The sequence below is a fragment of the Streptomyces liliiviolaceus genome, from assembly GCF_018070025.1.
In the GTDB taxonomy this organism is placed as follows: Bacteria; Actinomycetota; Actinomycetes; order Streptomycetales; family Streptomycetaceae; genus Streptomyces; species Streptomyces liliiviolaceus.
Map to the genome: position 1 here is coordinate 3,544,936 of NZ_JAGPYQ010000001.1, position 16,489 is coordinate 3,561,424.

General features: G+C 72.1%; 10 protein-coding genes. 2 read left to right on the forward strand and 8 right to left on the reverse strand.

Annotation, left to right across the window (positions count from 1 at the left end):
• Positions 1-334: 334 nt before the first annotated feature.
• From aceE to J8N05_RS15515, 6 genes are all read right to left on the reverse strand, one after another.
• A complete protein-coding gene (aceE, locus tag J8N05_RS15490; protein ID WP_210883317.1) occupies positions 335-3,040 on the reverse strand; it encodes a pyruvate dehydrogenase (acetyl-transferring), homodimeric type in 2,706 nt (901 codons plus the stop codon).
• A gap of 329 nt (positions 3,041-3,369) precedes the next feature.
• Positions 3,370-4,011, reverse strand: a complete 642-nt coding sequence (locus J8N05_RS15495) for a GntR family transcriptional regulator (protein WP_210883318.1) — start codon at positions 4,009-4,011, stop codon at positions 3,370-3,372.
• 605 nt (positions 4,012-4,616) lie between these two features.
• Positions 4,617-6,455, reverse strand: a complete 1,839-nt coding sequence (sucB, locus tag J8N05_RS15500) for a 2-oxoglutarate dehydrogenase, E2 component, dihydrolipoamide succinyltransferase (RefSeq protein ID WP_210883319.1) — start codon at positions 6,453-6,455, stop codon at positions 4,617-4,619.
• Between the two features lie 66 nt (positions 6,456-6,521).
• A complete protein-coding gene (gene lpdA, locus J8N05_RS15505; RefSeq protein WP_107018272.1) occupies positions 6,522-7,910 on the reverse strand; it encodes a dihydrolipoyl dehydrogenase in 1,389 nt (462 codons plus the stop codon).
• Positions 7,911-8,227: 317 nt separating this feature from the next.
• Complete coding sequence (locus tag J8N05_RS15510; RefSeq protein WP_210883320.1) at positions 8,228-9,769, reverse strand: leucyl aminopeptidase; 1,542 nt, start codon at positions 9,767-9,769, stop codon at positions 8,228-8,230.
• A gap of 321 nt (positions 9,770-10,090) precedes the next feature.
• Positions 10,091-10,948, reverse strand: a complete 858-nt coding sequence (locus J8N05_RS15515; RefSeq protein ID WP_407699910.1) for an adenosylcobinamide-GDP ribazoletransferase — start codon at positions 10,946-10,948, stop codon at positions 10,091-10,093.
• Positions 10,949-11,054: 106 nt separating this feature from the next.
• Between J8N05_RS15515 and J8N05_RS15520 the strand changes: the two genes are divergently transcribed.
• On the forward strand, positions 11,055-11,822 hold the full coding sequence (locus J8N05_RS15520) for a hypothetical protein (protein WP_210883324.1): 768 nt from the start codon (positions 11,055-11,057) through the stop codon (positions 11,820-11,822).
• Positions 11,823-11,831: 9 nt separating this feature from the next.
• Here J8N05_RS15520 and J8N05_RS15525 read toward each other — a convergent pair whose 3' ends face one another.
• The gene (locus J8N05_RS15525; protein ID WP_210883325.1) at positions 11,832-13,604 is read right to left on the reverse strand and encodes a phosphatidylglycerol lysyltransferase domain-containing protein; all 1,773 of its coding nucleotides are present in this window, start codon (positions 13,602-13,604) and stop codon (positions 11,832-11,834) included.
• 354 nt (positions 13,605-13,958) lie between these two features.
• Entirely contained in the window at positions 13,959-15,059 is a 1,101-nt protein-coding gene (cobT, locus tag J8N05_RS15530; protein ID WP_210883326.1) for a nicotinate-nucleotide--dimethylbenzimidazole phosphoribosyltransferase, read from the reverse strand.
• Between the two features lie 211 nt (positions 15,060-15,270).
• On the opposite strand from cobT, the gene J8N05_RS15535 reads away from it, so the two are divergent.
• Positions 15,271-16,488, forward strand: coding sequence for a class I SAM-dependent methyltransferase (locus J8N05_RS15535; protein ID WP_210883327.1), 1,218 nt, complete (start codon positions 15,271-15,273; stop codon positions 16,486-16,488).
• Position 16,489 lies beyond the last annotated feature (1 nt).

Genomic DNA, 16,489 nt, shown 5'->3' on the forward strand with positions numbered 1-16,489 from the left:
GGTGCACGGTCGGGTGCGACCCCGTCGTGGCTGGCCGCGCAGTTCCCCGCGCCCCTAAAGACGGACCGGTGGGTGACCAGTTTCCCGCGCCTCTGGATCTGCCGGGGCCGGTGGGTGGGTGCGGCGCCGTCGTGGTTGCTCGCGCAGTTCCCCGCGCCCCTGAAAAGCGGGGCTGCGCCCCTGCCTTTCGTCTTTGGGGGCGCGGGGAACTGCGCGACCGGCCACACGCGACCCGCACCCGACGACCGGCCTGCTTTTAGGGGCGCGGGGAACTGCGCGGGTCACCCCCACCCTCCCGCAGGCGGCGAACCGGCCGCGGGAGGGTGGAGTGGAACTACAGCCCGTACCTCGCGCGGGCTTCCTTCACCGCGGACGCGGGCACCTCGCCCCGCCGCGCGAGCTGCGCCAGAGCAGCCACCACGATCGACTGCGCGTCGACGCCGAAGTGCCGCCGAGCAGCGACCCGCGTGTCGGAGAGCCCGAACCCGTCCGCGCCCAGCGACGAGTAGTCCTGCTCGACCCACTGCGCGATCTGGTCGGGAACCTGCCGCATGTAGTCGGAGACGGCCAGCACCGGCCCCTCCGCCCCCTGCAGCGCCTGCCGCAGGAACGGCACCCGCTCCTCGCCGCGCAGCAGCGCCGCGTCGGCCTCCAGCGCGTCCCGCCGCAGCTCGGTCCAGGACGTGGCGGACCAGACGTCCGCGGCCACACCCCACTCCTCGGCGAGCAGCTTCTGCGCCTCCAGGACCCAGTGGATCGCCGTGCCGGAGCCCAGCAGCTGGATCCGCGCGGCGTTGGCGGCGTTGACCTGGACGCCCGCGGACTCCGCCGTGTTGAAGCGGTAGAGCCCCTTGACGATGCCTTCGTCGATGCCGGTGGCGGCGGGCTTCGCGGGCTGCGGGATCGGCTCGTTGTAGACGGTGAGGTAGTAGAAGACGTTCTGGTCCTCACCGGGGGCGGCCTCGCCGTACATCCGGCGCAGCCCGTCCTTGACGATCGTCGCGACCTCGTAGGCGAACGCCGGGTCGTACGACAGCGCCGCCGGGTTCGTCGCCGCGATCACCGGCGAGTGCCCGTCCGCGTGCTGCAGGCCCTCGCCCGTCAGCGTCGTACGGCCGGCCGTGGCGCCGACGAGGAAGCCGCGGCCCAGCTGGTCGCCGAGCTGCCACATCTGGTCGGCCGTGCGCTGCCAGCCGAACATCGAGTAGAAGATGTAGAACGGGATCATCGCTTCGCCGTGCGTGCTGTACGCGGTCGACGCGGCGATGAAGTCCGCCATGGAACCGGCCTCGGTGATCCCCTCGTTGAGGATCTGGCCGTCCTTGGCCTCCTTGTAGTACATCAGCTGGTCGCGGTCGACCGGCTCGTACGTCTGGCCCTTGGGGGAGTAGATCCCGAGCGACGGGAAGAGGCTCTCCATGCCGAAGGTGCGCGCCTCGTCGGGGACGATCGGCACCCAGCGCTTACCGGACGTCTTGTCGCGGACCAGGTCCTTGACCAGGCGTACGAAGGCCATGGTCGTCGCGACGTTCTGCGAGCCGGAGCCCTTGTCGAAGGCCGCGAACGCCTTGTCGGCGGGCGCGGGAAGGGGCGCCAGCGGCTGCGTACGACGGGCCGGGGCCGGGCCGCCGAGGGCCGCGCGGCGCTCCTGGAGGTAGCGGACCTCGGGGGAGTCGGCGCCGGGGTGGCCGTAGGGGACCACGCCGTCGACGAAGTCGCTGTCCTTGATCGGCAGCTCCAGCAGGTCGCGCATCTGCTTGAACTCGTCCGTCGACAGCTTCTTCATCTGGTGGTTGGCGTTCTTCGACGCGAAGCCCGTACCCAGGGTGTGACCCTTGACCGTCTGGGCCAGGATGACCGTCGGAGCGCCCTTGTGCTCGACGGCGGCCTTGTACGCCGCGTACACCTTGCGCGCCTCGTGACCACCGCGGGAGAGGTGGAAACACTCCAGGATCTTGTCGTCGCTCAGCAGCTTCGCCAGCTCGACGAGCGCCGGGTCCGAGCCGAAGAAGTCCTGGCGGATGTAGGCGGCGTCGCGGGTCTGGTACGTCTGCACCTGCGCGTCCGGGACCTGCCGCAGACGGCGGACGAGGGCGCCGGTGGTGTCGAGCCGGAACAGCTCGTCCCAGGCGTTGCCCCACAGCGACTTGATGACGTTCCAGCCGGCGCCGCGGAACTGGGCCTCCAGCTCCTGCACGATCTTGAAGTTCGCGCGGACCGGACCGTCGAGGCGCTGCAGGTTGCAGTTGATGACGAAGGTCAGGTTGTCGAGGCCCTCGCGGCTCGCGAGGGCGAGTGCCGCGGTCGACTCGGGCTCGTCCATCTCGCCGTCACCGAGGAACGCCCACACGTGGGACGCCGAGACGTCCTTGATGTCGCGGTTGGTGAGATAGCGGTTGAAGCGCGCCTGGTAGATCGCGGAGAGCGGGCCGAGGCCCATCGACACCGTCGGGAACTCCCACAGCCAGGGCAGGCGCCGCGGGTGCGGGTACGACGGGAGGCCGTTGCCGCCCGCCTCCTGGCGGAAGTTGTCGAGGTGCGTCTCGTTGAGACGGCCGTCGAGGAAGGCGCGGGCGTAGATGCCGGGGGAGGCATGGCCCTGGATGTAGAGCTGGTCGCCGGACCCGTCGGCCTCCTTGCCCTTGAAGAAGTGGTTGAAGCCGGTCTCGTAGAGCCAGGCCGCGGAGGCGAAGGTGGCGATGTGGCCGCCGACGCCGTGTTTCGCGCCGCGGGTCACCATCGCGGCCGCGTTCCAGCGGTTCCACGCGGTGATCCGGCGCTCCATCTCCTCGTCGCCGTCCACGGTGGGCTCGGCGGCGGTCGGGATGGTGTTGACGTAGTCGGTCTCAAGCAGCTTGGGCAGCGCGAGTCCGTTGCCCTCGGCGCGCTCCAGCGTGCGGCGCATCAGGTACGCGGCACGGTGCGGCCCGGCCGCCTCGGTGACGGCGTCGAGGGAGGCCTGCCATTCGGCGGTCTCCTCGGGGTCGCGGTCCGGGAGCTGGTCGAGCTCGCTCGGCTGGATAGCGGTGGGGTCGGTCATTGCGCCGCCTTCCGGATGCGGAGGGGGTTCCCTCGTCGGCAAGGGGTGTGTCGGGGGATGCCCTTGGTCTTTGGCAGGACAGGGCGGCGGGCTCTGGTGGGAGCCCGCCGATGACTGTAACTCGCTGATCGATGATCGATCAAAGGGTTGAAGGGCAAAACCTCTTGATCACGAGAAAGTAGGCACGCGGTGCCTTCGCTGTGGGCACGGGGTGCCTTGTTTTCGCAGGTGAGGTGGGCTGTGGGCGTTCTGCGGGGGTACGTATGAGCGGGCCCGCGCTCCACTGGTCGCGATCACGGTCGCGATCACGGTCGCGATCGGTTTCGCGGTCACGAGGCGGGTTCGTCGCCCGTCCTCGGGGCGCAGCCCAGCACATGCGCCTTCACCAGCTCCGCGATCAGCGGATCCCGGCGCCGGAACGCCTCCACCAGGGCCTCGTGCTCCTCCGCGTACGACTGCTGGACCGTGCCCAGCCAGCGGATCGACAGGGCCGTGAAGACCTCGATGCCGAGGCCTTCCCAGGTGTGCAGCAGCACGCTGTTGCCCGCGGCGCGCACCAGCTCGCGGTGGAAGGCCACCGTGTGGCGGACCTGGCCCGTGCCGTCCGCCCTGCGGTCGGCCTCGTACAGGGCGGCGACGTGCGGCTCCAGCGTCGAGCAGTCCGCCGCGAGGCGCTCCGCGGCCAGCTCGGCGGCGATGGCCTCCAGGCCGGCCCGGACGGGGTAGCTCTCCTCCAGGTCGGCCGCGGTCAGATTGCGTACGCGTACGCCCTTGTTCGGGGCCGACTCGATCAGCCGCAGGGACTCCAGCTCGCGCAGGGCCTCCCGTACGGGGGTCTGGCTGACCTCCAGCTCCGTGGCGATCCGGCGCTCCACGATCCGCTCGCCCGGCTTCCAGCGGCCGCTGACGATCCCCTCCACGATGTGCTCGCGGATCTGCTCGCGGAGCGAGTGGACGACGGGCGCGGTCATGGGGGCTCCTTCGTTTTGACCTTTAGACAATAAGGCCACGGCGCTTCGCGGGGATTGGGCGGGCGCGTATGGGGTGGGGCTGCGGGTTGTTCTTCGGCCGCGGACCGGTGGGGGCTGGCCGCGCAGTTCCCCGCGCCCCTTCAGGACGGGGCTGCGCCCCGGCGGGTTGCGCGTCGGCTGCGGGCCGGTGGGGGCCGTTCGCGCAGTTCCCCGCGCCCCTAAAGACGGGCCGGTTCTACACCTGCAGGCCGGTGGGGGTTGCTCGCGCAGTTCCCCGCGCCCCTGAAAGCGGGCGGTTCTGCATCTGCGGGTCGGTGGGGGCTGGTCGCGCCGTTCCCCGCGCCCCTTCAGGGCGCCCCTGGCGGGGCAAAGGCTGGGGCGCAGCCCCGTCTTTGAGGGGCGCGGGGAACTGCGCGAGCAACCCCCACCGGCCTGCAGGTGTAGAACCGGCCCGTCTTTAGGGGCGCGGGGAACTGCGCGAACGGCCCCCACCGGGCCGCAGGTGAAGGACCGGCCCGTTTTCAGGCCCGCGGGCAACGCGAAAGTGCCCCTGTCCGGTGGACCGGACAGGGGCACCTCGTCGTGCCTTGCGGGGGCGGCGGAGCCTACAGGCCGAGCTCGACCTCGAACTCGCCCGCCTCAAGGATCGCCTTGACCGCGGTCAGGTAGCGCGCCGCATCGGCACCGTCCACCAGCCGGTGGTCGTAGGAGAGGGTCAGGTACGTCATGTCGCGGACGCCGATGACCGTACCCTCCTCCGTCTCGATGACGGCCGGCCGCTTGACCGTCGCACCGATGCCCAGGATCGCGACCTGGTTCGGCGGCACGATGATCGTGTCGAACAGCGCGCCACGCGACCCGGTGTTGCTGATCGTGAAGGTCGCCCCGGACAGCTCGTCCGGCGTGATCTTGTTCGCCCGGACCTTGCCCGCCAGCTCGGCGGTGGCCTTGGCGATACCGGCGATGTTGAGATCACCCGCGTGCTTGATGACCGGAGTCATCAGGCCCTTCTCGGAGTCCACCGCGATACCGATGTTCTCGGTGTCGAAGTAGGTGATCGTGCCCTCGTCGACGTTGATCCGGGCGTTGACGGCCGGGTGGGCCTTCAGCGCCTGGGCCGCCGCCTTCACGAAGAACGGCATCGGGGAGAGCTTGACGCCCTCACGCGCCGCGAAGGAGTCCTTCGCCTGCGCGCGGAGCTTCATCAGCCGGGTGATGTCGACCTCGACGACCGAGGACAGCTGGGCCTGCTCGTGCAGGGCCTTCACCATGTTGTCGCCGATGACCTTGCGGATGCGGGGCATCTTCACGGTCTGGCCGCGCAGCGGAGAGGCCTCCAGCGTCGGCGCCTTCTTGCCGGCGCCCGGCGCGGCCGGGGCGGCGGCCGGAGCCGGCGCGGCGGCAGCGGCCTTCGCGGCCTCGGCGGCGGCGATGACGTCCTGCTTGCGGATCCGCCCGCCGACGCCGGTGCCCTTGACGCTGGACAGGTCGACGCCGTGCTCGGCGGCGAGCTTGCGCACCAGCGGGGTCACGTACGCGCCGTCGTCGCCGGAGGTCGCGGCGGGCGCCGCGGCCGGGGTGACAGGGGCGGGAGCCGGAACCGGCGCGGCCGGAGCCGGGTCGGGCGCCGGGGCGGTCTGCTGCTGCGGCGCGGGAGCCGAGGGCGCCTGCGGAGCCGGAGCGGCCGGGGCCGCCGGAGCAGGAGCCGGAGCGGCGGGAGCGGCCGGAGCCGGTGCCGGGGCAGCGGCGGCGGGCGCCGGAGCCGGGGCGGCCGGAGCGGGCGCCGCGGCCGGAGCCGCGCCGGGAGCGCCGATGACGGCCAGCTTCGCGCCGACCTCGGCGGTCTCGTCCTCGCCGACCACGATTTCGAGCAGCACACCGGAGGTGGGCGCCGGAATCTCGGTGTCGACCTTGTCCGTGGAGACCTCAAGCAGCGGCTCGTCGGCCTCGACCGACTCCCCGACCTCCTTGAGCCAGCGGGTGACGGTGCCCTCGGTGACCGACTCGCCCAGTGCCGGAAGCACCACGTCGGTGCCCTCGGCGCTGCCACCGCCGGAGGCGGCCTCGGCGGTCGGGGCCGGCGCCGGAGCGGCGGCCTCGGCGGACGGAGTGGCCTGCGGGGCCGGCTCCGGAGCCGCGGCGGGCTCGGGAGCGGGGGCAGCCGCGGGCTCGGCGGCCGGGGCGGACTCGGCGGCGGGGGCGCCCGAGCCGTCGTCGATGACGGCCAGCTCGGCGCCGACCTCGACCGTCTCGTCCTCGGCGACCTTGATGGAGGCGAGCACACCGGCGGCAGGGGAGGGGATCTCGGTGTCGACCTTGTCGGTGGACACTTCGAGCAGCGGCTCGTCGGCCTCGACGCGCTCGCCCTCGGCCTTCAGCCAGCGGGTGACAGTGCCCTCGGTGACGCTCTCGCCGAGCGCCGGAAGGGTTACGGAAACCGCCATGGTTTCGGTTGCTCCTTACGAATTGCGGAAGTCTGTGTCGTCGCGTCGTGTGTGACCGAGGGTCGGTCAGTCGTGCGAGTGCAGCGGCTTGCCCGCCAGGGCGAGGTGAGCCTCACCCATGGCCTCGTTCTGCGTCGGGTGCGCGTGGATGAGCTGCGCCACCTCGGCGGGCAGCGCCTCCCAGTTGTAGATCAGCTGGGCTTCGCCCACCTGCTCGCCCATGCGGTCGCCGACCATGTGGACGCCGACCACGGCACCGTCCTTGACCTGGACGAGCTTGATCTCGCCCGCGGTCTTGAGGATCTTGCTCTTGCCGTTGCCCGCGAGGTTGTACTTCAGAGCGACGACCTTGTCCGCACCGTAGATCTCCTTGGCCTTGGCCTCGGTGATGCCCACGGAGGCGACCTCCGGGTGGCAGTACGTCACCCGGGGCACGCCGTCGTAGTCGATCGGGACGGTCTTGAGACCGGCCAGACGCTCCGCCACCAGGATGCCCTCGGCGAAGCCGACGTGCGCGAGCTGGAGCGTCGGGACGAGGTCACCCACGGCCGAGATGGTCGGCACGTTGGTGCGCATGTACTCGTCGACCAGGACGTAACCGCGGTCCGTCGCGACGCCCTGCTCCTCGTAGCCGAGACCGGCGGAGACCGGGCCGCGGCCGATGGCGACCAGGAGGATCTCCGCCTCGAAGGTCTTGCCGTCGGCGAGGGTCACGCGGACGCCGTCCTGCGTGTACTCGGCCTTGTCGAAGAACGTGCCGAGGTTGAACTTGATGCCGCGCTTGCGGAACGCGCGCTCAAGAAGCTTGGAGCTGTTCTCGTCCTCGACCGGGACGAGGTGCTTGAGGCCCTCGATCACGGTGACGTCGGTGCCGAAGGACTTCCACGCCGAGGCGAACTCGACGCCGATGACACCGCCGCCCAGCACGATCGCGGACTGCGGTACGCGGTCCAGCGTCAGCGCGTGGTCGGAGGAGATGATGCGGTTGCCGTCGATGTCCAGGCCCGGCAGCGACTTCGGCACGGAGCCGGTCGCCAGGAGCACGTGACGGCCCTCCACGCGGCGCCCGCCGACGTCCACGGAGGTGGCGGACGACAGACGTCCCTCACCCTCGATGTACGTCACCTTGCGGGAGGCCACGAGGCCCTGCAGGCCCTTGTACAGGCCGCTGATCACGTCGTCCTTGTACTTGTGGACGGCGGCGATGTCGATGCCCTCGAAGGTGGCCTTGACACCGAACTGCTCGCTCTCGCGTGCCTGGTCGGCGATCTCGCCGGCATGCAGCAGGGCCTTGGTGGGAATGCAGCCGTTGTGAAGGCAGGTGCCGCCGAGCTTGTTCTTCTCGATCAGGGCGACGTCCAGGCCCAACTGCGCTCCGCGCAGGGCCGCGGCGTAGCCGCCGCTACCACCGCCGAGGATCACTAGGTCGAAAACGGTGCTGGCGTCGTTCGCCACGTCACGTCCTCCATGCATGTGCGCCGGCGCCGGTCTTCACTGACCGGGCGGCGGCTGGTGTGGCCGCTCTTTCTTCGGCCCTGAGGTGGGCCCTGTCCTGCCGAGAACCCATCTTCGCACTTGTCGCCGCCGCCCGGGACGCCGGGCCGGGCTGTGGGACGTCTGATCGATCACACGAGCCCTTGAAGGGGCGCGGGGCCGTGCCGGTGTGCGGCTCCGCCGCGTGGGCGCGACCGGCCCCCACCGGCCCGCACTCGCCGTACGACGGGTGCGGGCTCGATCGGTGGGCGGGCGTCAGCCCAGATCGCCTACAGCCGTCAGCCCAGATCGCCGACAGCCGTCAGCTCGGCCAGTCGAACCAACGTACGAACGGCCGACCCGGTACCACCCTTGGGCGTGTACCCGAACGGCGCCTGCTCGTTGAAGGCGGGCCCGGCGATGTCGAGGTGCGCCCACGTGATGCCCTCGCCCACGAACTCCTTCAGGAAGAGCCCGGCAACCAGACCGCCGCCGTAGCGCTCGCCCATGTTGGCGATGTCGGCGGTCGGGGAGTCCATGCCCTTCTTCAGGTGGTCCGGCAGCGGCATGGGCCACGCGGCCTCGCCGACCTCCTCGGCGGCCTCGTGCACCGCGGAGCGGAACGCGTCGTCGTTCGCCATGATCCCGAACGTACGGTTGCCGAGCGCCAGCATCATCGCGCCGGTCAGCGTCGCCACGTCGACGATCGCGTCGGGCTTCTCCTCGGACGCCTTGGCGAGCGCGTCGGCGAGCACGAGCCGGCCCTCGGCGTCGGTGTTGAGCACCTCGACGGTCTTGCCGCTGTACATGCGCAGCACGTCGCCCGGACGGGTGGCGGAGCCGGAGGGCATGTTCTCGGCCAGCGCGAGCCAGCCGGTCACGTTGACCTCAAGGCCCAGCCGCGCGGCGGCGACCACGGCGGCGAAGACCGCCGCCGCACCGCTCATGTCGCACTTCATCGTCTCGTTGTGCCCGGCGGGCTTGAGCGAGATGCCGCCCGAGTCGTAGGTGATGCCCTTGCCGATGAAGGCGAGGTGCTTCTTCGCCTTGGACGAGGTGTACGAGAGCTTCACCAGCCGGGGCGCGGACGCGGAACCGGCGCCGACGCCGAGGATGCCGCCGTACCCGCCCTTGGCGAGCGCCTTCTCGTCGAGCACCTGCACCTTGATGCCGTGCTCCTTGGCCGCGGCCTGCGCGACGGCGGCGAAGGCCTCCGGGTTCAGGTCGTTCGGCGGGGTGTTGATGAGGTCGCGGGCGCGGTTCAGCTCCTCGGACACGGCCGTGGCGCGCTCGATCGCCGCCTTGAACGCCTTGTCGCGGGCCTTGCCGCCGAGCAGCGTGGCCTCGGCGAGCGGGGCCTTGCCGTTCTTGGCGCCCTTCCCGTCCTTGGCGGCCTCCTTGTACGCGTCGAAGGCGTACGAGCCCAGCAGCACGCCCTCGCCGATGGCGCCCGCGTCGGCGGCGTCCGAGACCGGCAGGGCGAACGCGGCCTTCTTGGTGCCGGCCAGGGCGCGGGCGGCGACGCCGGCGGCGCGGCGCAGCGTCTCCGCGGAGAAGGAGTCGTCCTTGTCCGGGAGGGCACCGAGGCCGACCGCCACGACGAGCGGTGCCTTGAAGCCGGAAGGCGCCGGCAGCTTCGTCACCTCGCCCTCGCCGCCCGAGGCGCCGAGGGTCTCCAGAACGCCGGCGAGCCTGCCGTCGTACGCCTTGTCCACGGCTTCGGCGCCCGGTGCGACCACCAGGTCCCCGGACTTGGACCCGGTGACCTTGGCGACACCGACGACGATCGCGTCGGTGCGCAGACCGGGCGCCGCGGCGGTGCTGAGAGTGAGAGCAGTCACGGTGGTGAAATCTCGCTTCCGTTGAGTTGCTGTGGCCGGCGGGGTGTGGTCGGCCCGGGGGTTGGAGTCCCGACCCCGAGCCTACGCGCGGTGTCGACGTTCGCTCCTACCAGAGTCCGTCCCCGGGGGCTGCGCCCCCGGACCCCCCTGTCGCGCTGCGCGCTCGTCCTCAAACGCCGGACGGGCTGAAGAGTCGCGGACGGTCCGCGACTCTTTCAGCCGTCCGGCGTTTGAGGACCGGGGGTTCGGGGGCTGGCCCCCGAGTCGGTGACGGGACGGGTAGGGGCGGCGGGGGCGAGGAATCCGCCGCCACGGCCTGTCCTAGGCGAAGAGACAGAACGCGACCAGCGCGACGGTCACGGCGGTCTCTTCGAGCGCGCCGAAGACGTCCCCCGTCACGCCGCCGAACCGCCGCGTGCAGTGCCGCAGCAGTGACTCGGCGGCGGCGCAGGCCAGAAGGACGGCCAGCACGGCGCCGAGGACGCCGTACGCGCCGAGGAGCGCGCCCGCGGCGGCTGCCACGGCCGTGACGACGGCCGCCGCGAGCAGACCGGCCCGCACGGGAACCACCCCCGCCACCACCGCCCCCAGCCCCTCGGGCCGAGCCCCCGGCACCCCCGCCCGCGCGGCCAGCGTCAGCGCCAGCCGCCCGACGGTCGCCGACACGACGGCCGCGAGAACACCCCGCCCCCACGAGTCCCCGTACGCCTGGGCCAGCGCGGCCACCTGCGCGAGCAGGACGAACAGCAGGGTCACGACCCCGAACGGCCCGATGTCCGACCGCTTCATGATGCGCAGCGCGTCCTCGGCGGGCTTGCCGCTGCCGAGCCCGTCGGCGGTGTCGGCGAGGCCGTCGAGGTGGAGGCCGCGGGTGAGGACGGCGGGCACGGCGGCGCTCGCCACGGCCGCGAGGAGGGGGCCCGCGCCGAGCACCAGCAGGAGCAGCCCGGTCGCGGCGGCCGGCACACCCACCGCGAGACCGGCGACGGACGCGAGCGTCATCCCGGTGCGCGCGGCCCCGCGGTCCCAGCGCCGCACGGTCACGGGGAACACGGTCAGCGTGCCGAAGGCGAAGCGGAGTCCGTCGCTCCAGGAGGCCGCCGGCGTCACTGGCGTCGTCGGCGTCTCCGGCCTCTCGGGCGGGGGACCGGGCGACGGGTTCGGCGGGGGCGTGGACACCGGCGCAGAGTACCGGTCGCCGCCCACGGAACGACCGCCGGACGGCCGCCGGGTGACCGCCGGACGACCAGGAGACGCCCACGGCAGCCGCGCATAAAGTACGCATATGGGGCATTGGTGGACGCGGAACATCATCGAGCCGGGAAAGCTCCCGCTGCTGCTGGCGCTGGCCTCCTTCGTCCTCACCTTCGTGATCACCCGGATCGTGGTCCGGCTCATCCGGGCGGGCAAGGGCCCGTTCGGCAACGTGAAGGCGGGCGGCCTGCACATCCACCACGTCGTCCCCGGGGTCGTCCTGACGGTGATCGGCGGCTTCGGCGCGGTGGGCAGCGACCGGCACGGCTTCGGCTCGGCCGTGTCCGCCGTGGTGTTCGGCATGGGCGCGGGTCTGGTGCTCGACGAGTTCGCGCTGATCCTGCACCTCGACGACGTCTACTGGAGCGAGGAGGGCCGCAAGAGCGTCGAGGTCGTGGTGGTCACGGCGGCGCTGGTCGGCCTGATGCTCAGCGGCTTCCTGCCCTTCGGCGTCAACGACCTCACCGAGGACGAACTGCAGGACCGTGCCGGTGTCGTCCTGAGCATCGCGCTCAACTTCGGCGTCGCGCTGCTGGCGCTGAGCAAGGGCAAGACCCGTATGGCGATCTTCGGGGTGATCGTGCCGCTCGTCGCCCTGATCGGCGCGATCCGGCTGGCCCGCCCCACGTCACCCTGGGCCAGGCGCTTCTACCGGCGACGGCCGCGCGCCCGGGCCAGAGCGCGTCTGCGCGCCTACCACCACGACCGCCGCTGGGCGGGACCGCGCCGCAGGTTCCAGGACCTGATCGGCGGCAAACCCGACCCGGAACCCGTACGTTCCCTGCCCGGACGCTCCTGACAGGGCCACCTACCCGTGCGCGTCCAGCCGCTTGCGGTGCAGCCACTTCGGCAGGCCCGGGGCCTCCAGGAAGCCCTCCGCGCGGGCGGCGGCGAGGCCGATGCGCGGCAGGTCGGCGCTCTTCTCGAAGAGCAGGAACCGCGGTTCCCAGATGGGCCGGTACTTGGCGTTGGCGCGGTACAGCGACTCGATCTGCCACCAGCGCGAGAAGAAGCTGAGCAGTGAGCGCCACAGCCGCAGCACCGGCCCCGCACCGAGGCGCGCGCCGCGTTCGAAGACGGAACGGAACATGGCGAAGTTGAGCGAGACCTGCGTGATCCCGATCTCGGGGGCCCGCTGGAGGAGCTGGATCACCATGAACTCCATGAGCCCGTTCTCGGAGTCCCGGTCCCGCCGCATCAGATCGAGGGAGAGCCCGCGGGGCCCCCAGGGCACGAAGGACAGCACGGCCCGCAGCTCGCCTTCACCGTCCCCCTCCTCCCCGCCGCCGTCCCGGCATTCGAGCATCACGCACCGGCCGTCGCCCGGGTCCCCGAGCCGCCCCAGCGCCATGCTGAAGCCGCGCTCGGTCGCCCCGTCCCGCCAGTCGTCCGCGCGGGCGAGGAGGTACGCCATCTCGTCGGCCGGGATGTCCTCGTGCCGCCGGATGCGTACCCGGTAGCCCGCGCGCCGCACGCGGTTGTAGGCCTGGCGGACGGTGCGCATGGCCCGCCCGTCGAGGGTGAACTCGGCGGTCTCGACGATCGCCTCGTCCCCGAGCTCCAGCGCGTCGAGACCGTGCCGGGCGTAGACGGTCCCGGCCTCCTCGCCCGCGCCCATCACGGCGGGGATCCAGCCGTGGGCGCGCGCCTCGGAGAGCCAGGGTTCGATGGCGCCGGGCCAAGCTTCGGGGTCGCCGATGGGGTCGCCGGAGGCCAGTGAGACGCCGCCGACGACGCGGTAGGCGACGGCGGCCTTGCCGGTCGGCGACCACACCACGCTCTTCTCGCGGCGCAGCGCGAAGTAGCCGAGGGAGTCCCGGTCGCCGTGCCGGTCGAGCAGGGCCCGCAGCCGTTCCTCGTCGTCGGCGGTGAGCGGGTCGACGACGCGGCGGGAGCGGAAGGCCGCGTACAGGACGGCGAGTACGAGCAGGGTGCTCAATACGTTGATGGCGACGTTCACCCAGTTGGGAGTGGTGATCCCGGGGAAGCGGGAGTCGTCGGCGGCGACCGAGACGAGCCGCAGGGTGCCGTAGCGCCAGCGGTCGGTGAAGGTCGACAGGTGCGCGTCGTGGGCGTGGTTGGTGACGGTCACCAGGAGCGCGGCCAGCAGGGAGCAGAGCAGGAGGCCGCCGACGCCGACGGCTGCCGCGAGCCTGGGGTTCGAGCGGTCGCCCTTCGCGTAGAACGCGCGGCGGCCGACGATCAGGGACGCCACGAAGACCGCCGTCAGGGCGAGGGAGATCCAGTTCTGCGGGTACCGGCGGACCTCCGGGAAGGCCATGGCGAAGGCGAACAGCAGCAGGAACGCTCCGCTCAGGGCCAGGTTGAGGATCCAGGCGGCTCGCTTGCGCCGTCGCATCGTGATCGCCAGGAACATGGTGAACACGCCTGACGCGAAGCCGGCGGTCAGGAGGTACGGGGTGAAGTAGTCCTCCGTGTTGTGGCGCCGCACGTCCTGGCCGAGGGAGAGCCAGACGGCGCTCAGGAAGTTGAGGAACGCGACGGTGCGGAGGTACCAGACGGCGGTGGCCGCGGCGGCGGTCTCCGGCTTGTGCGCGACGGTGAATCGGGCGCTTCGCATGAAAGTGGATCATATGGGCCACCCACGCGGTTGGGCTGCCGCCCGGGCGGGGCGACCCAACCATGAACTTCACCTGCGGCCCGGTGGGGCTTGCTCGCGCCGTTCCCCGCGCCCCTCAAGGACCTCGGGTGCGGGCCCGGTGGGGGTCACCCGCGCAGTTCCCCGCGCCCCTTGTCGGCGGGGCTGCGCCCCGACCGACCCAGGGGCGCGGGGAACGGCGCAGTCTTTTGCCTTTCAGGGGCGCGGGGAACTGCGCAGTCTTTTGGCTTTTAAGGGGCGCGGGGAACTGCGCGAACGGCCCCCACCGGACCCGCACCCGACCCCCGGGCCGGAGCCCGCCCACCCCCTGGTCGGCTAGTCGGCCTTCTGGCTCTCGGGCTCGTCAGAGGCCGAAGGAGCCGACGGCGCCGAAGGAGTCAAAGGCAACTCCGCCGCCAGCGCCGCAGCCGCCTGCACCAACGGCAGCGCCAGCAACGCCCCCGCCCCTTCCCCCACGGTCACCCCGTGCGAAAGCAGCGGTTCGAGCGCCATCCGGTCGAACGCCTTCGCCTGCGCCGGCTCCCCACTGCTCTGCCCCGCCAGCCACCAGTCCGGCGCCCGGAAGGCGACCCGCTGCCCGACCAGCGCGCAGGCCGCGGACACGACCCCGTCGAGCACGACGGGCGTCTTCCGTACGGCGCTCTGCAGCAGAAACCCGGTGATCGCGGCGAGATCGGCCCCACCCACCGTCGCGAGCAACTGCAACTGGTCCCCGAGAACGGGCCGCGCCCGCCGCAACGCGTCGCGCACCGCCGCGCACTTGCGCATCCACGCGAGGTCGTCGATCGCCCGCCCCCCGCGCCCGGTCACCACCGACGCGTCGGTCCCGCACAGTGCGGCGACGAGCACGGCCGCCGCGGTCGTCCCGCCGACACTCACGTCCCCGAGCACGACGAGATCGGTCCCGGAGTCGGCCTCCTCGTCCGCGACGGCGACCCCCGCCCGGAACGCGGCCTCCGCCTCCTCCAGGGTCAGCGCGTCCTCGACGTCGATCCGCCCGGACCCGCGCCGCACCCGGTGCCGTACGACCTCGTCGGGCAGGCTGTCGGGCTCACAGTCGAGCGCCATGTCCACCACCCGCACGGGCACCCCGAGCCGCCGGGCCAGTACCGACACGGGACTCGCGCCGTCCAGTACGGAGCGCACCAGGTCGTCCGCGCTCCCGGCGGGCCGCGCCGAGACCCCCAGTCCGGCGACCCCGTGGTCGCCCGCGAACAGCACCACGCGCGGACGCTCGATCGCCCGCACCGGCACGGCCGCCTGCGCGGCGGCCAGCCACTCACCGAGTTCGTCCAGGCGTCCCAGTGACCCGGGCGGCACGACCTGGCGTTCCCGGCGGGCCTCCGCGTCACGGCGTACGCCACCGTCGGGGCGCTCGATCAGGTCGGTGAAGTCGTCGAGATTAAGCGAGCTCATTCGCCGAACAGTACCGGCAGTGATCCGGCCGGGATCCGGTCGGGATCCTGACGGGCGGTCAGTGGCCCGCGCGGGGTGGGCGCGTCCAGGGCGTCGATCCCATGTGTGCCGGTTTGCAGTGGATTGTCATACCGGTTTGTATCAACTGGTAGCGGCTCATATCAGCCTCTACAGGGTCTTACCCCGTCGGACCGGCAGGAGCAGACAGACCATGCCCCCCACACCCGTCACACCCCCGACCCCGGCCACACCCCCCACGCCGCCTCCCGCAGCCGTCACGACCGCCGCCCAGCAGCCCACCGCCCAGCAGTCCGTCGCCCAGCAGTCCGTCGCCCAGCGCCGTGCCGTCTATCTGGGGGAGCTGGCCCGGGGCACCGACCGCTTCCACGAACCGCGCAGACCCGACTGCCCCTGGTGCGGCTCGGCGCGGCTGCGCACCCGGCTGCGTACCCCCGACCTGCTCCAGCACAAGCCCGGCACCTTCGTCGTCGACGAGTGCGAGGACTGCGCCCACGCCTTCCAGAACCCCCGCCTGACCGCCGAGGGCCTCGCCTTCTACTACCGCGACTTCTACGAGAACCAGGACGGCGGCGAAGAACGCCAGGAGCACGGCGGCGAGCGTCACGAGCACGAGAGCTTCGCCGAGCGGACCCTGCGCTCCCGGGCCGGCCGCCGCCGTCACGAGGCCGCGGCCCGCGCGATGCTCCCGTTCCCGGAGCCCGAGAGCTGGCTGGACGTCGGCACGGGACACGGCCACTTCCCGGCGGCGGCCAAGGAGTTGTTCACGTACACGTCCTTCGACGGGCTCGACCCCACCTCGCGCGTCGACAAGGCCCTGGCGGCGGGCCGGGTCGAGGAGGCGCACCGCGGCCGGCTGCCCGACCTGGTCGGCCGGCTGCGGGCCCGCTACGACGTGGTCAGCATGTTCCACCACCTGGAGCACAGCCCCGACCCGCGCGAGGAACTGCGTGCCGCGCTCGCCGTACTGCGCCCCGGCGGGCATCTGCTCGTCGAGGTCCCGGACCCGGACTGCGCGTTCGGCGCGCTGCTCGGCAAGTGGTGGGTGTCCTACTGCCAGCCGCAGCACCTCCACCTCATGCCGCTGCGCAACCTGCTCGACGAACTCGACGAACTGGGCTGCTCGGTCGTCTCCACCGACCGCCGCGAGCCCCACGTCCCGTACGACCTGACCGGTGCCCTGGCCCTGGCGATCGGCAACCGGCTGCCCGGCGGGGACGAGCCCTGGCGCCCCGCCCCGCCGACCGACCTCCAGCGCACCCTGCGCACGGCCCTCACCCGGGCCACCGCCCCGCTGCTCGCCTCCGCGTTCGTCCTGGACCACGCCCTGGCCCCGCTCCTGCGCCGCACCCGCTTCTCGAACGCGTACCGGATCATCGCCCGCAAGAACCCGCGCGCGAACCTCCTCTGAC

Bases quoted from the DNA above. Each gene is read 5' to 3' on its own strand.
- aceE (WP_210883317.1), bottom strand. From the start codon at position 3,040: ATGACCGACCCCACCGCTATCCAGCCGAGCGAGCTCGACCAGCTCCCG.
- J8N05_RS15495 (WP_210883318.1), bottom strand. From the start codon at position 4,011: ATGACCGCGCCCGTCGTCCACTCGCTCCGCGAGCAGATCCGCGAGCAC.
- sucB (WP_210883319.1), bottom strand. From the start codon at position 6,455: ATGGCGGTTTCCGTAACCCTTCCGGCGCTCGGCGAGAGCGTCACCGAG.
- J8N05_RS15520 (WP_210883324.1), top strand. From the start codon at position 11,055: ATGGGGCATTGGTGGACGCGGAACATCATCGAGCCGGGAAAGCTCCCG.
- J8N05_RS15525 (WP_210883325.1), bottom strand. From the start codon at position 13,604: ATGCGAAGCGCCCGATTCACCGTCGCGCACAAGCCGGAGACCGCCGCC.
- cobT (WP_210883326.1), bottom strand. From the start codon at position 15,059: ATGAGCTCGCTTAATCTCGACGACTTCACCGACCTGATCGAGCGCCCC.
- J8N05_RS15535 (WP_210883327.1), top strand. From the start codon at position 15,271: ATGCCCCCCACACCCGTCACACCCCCGACCCCGGCCACACCCCCCACG.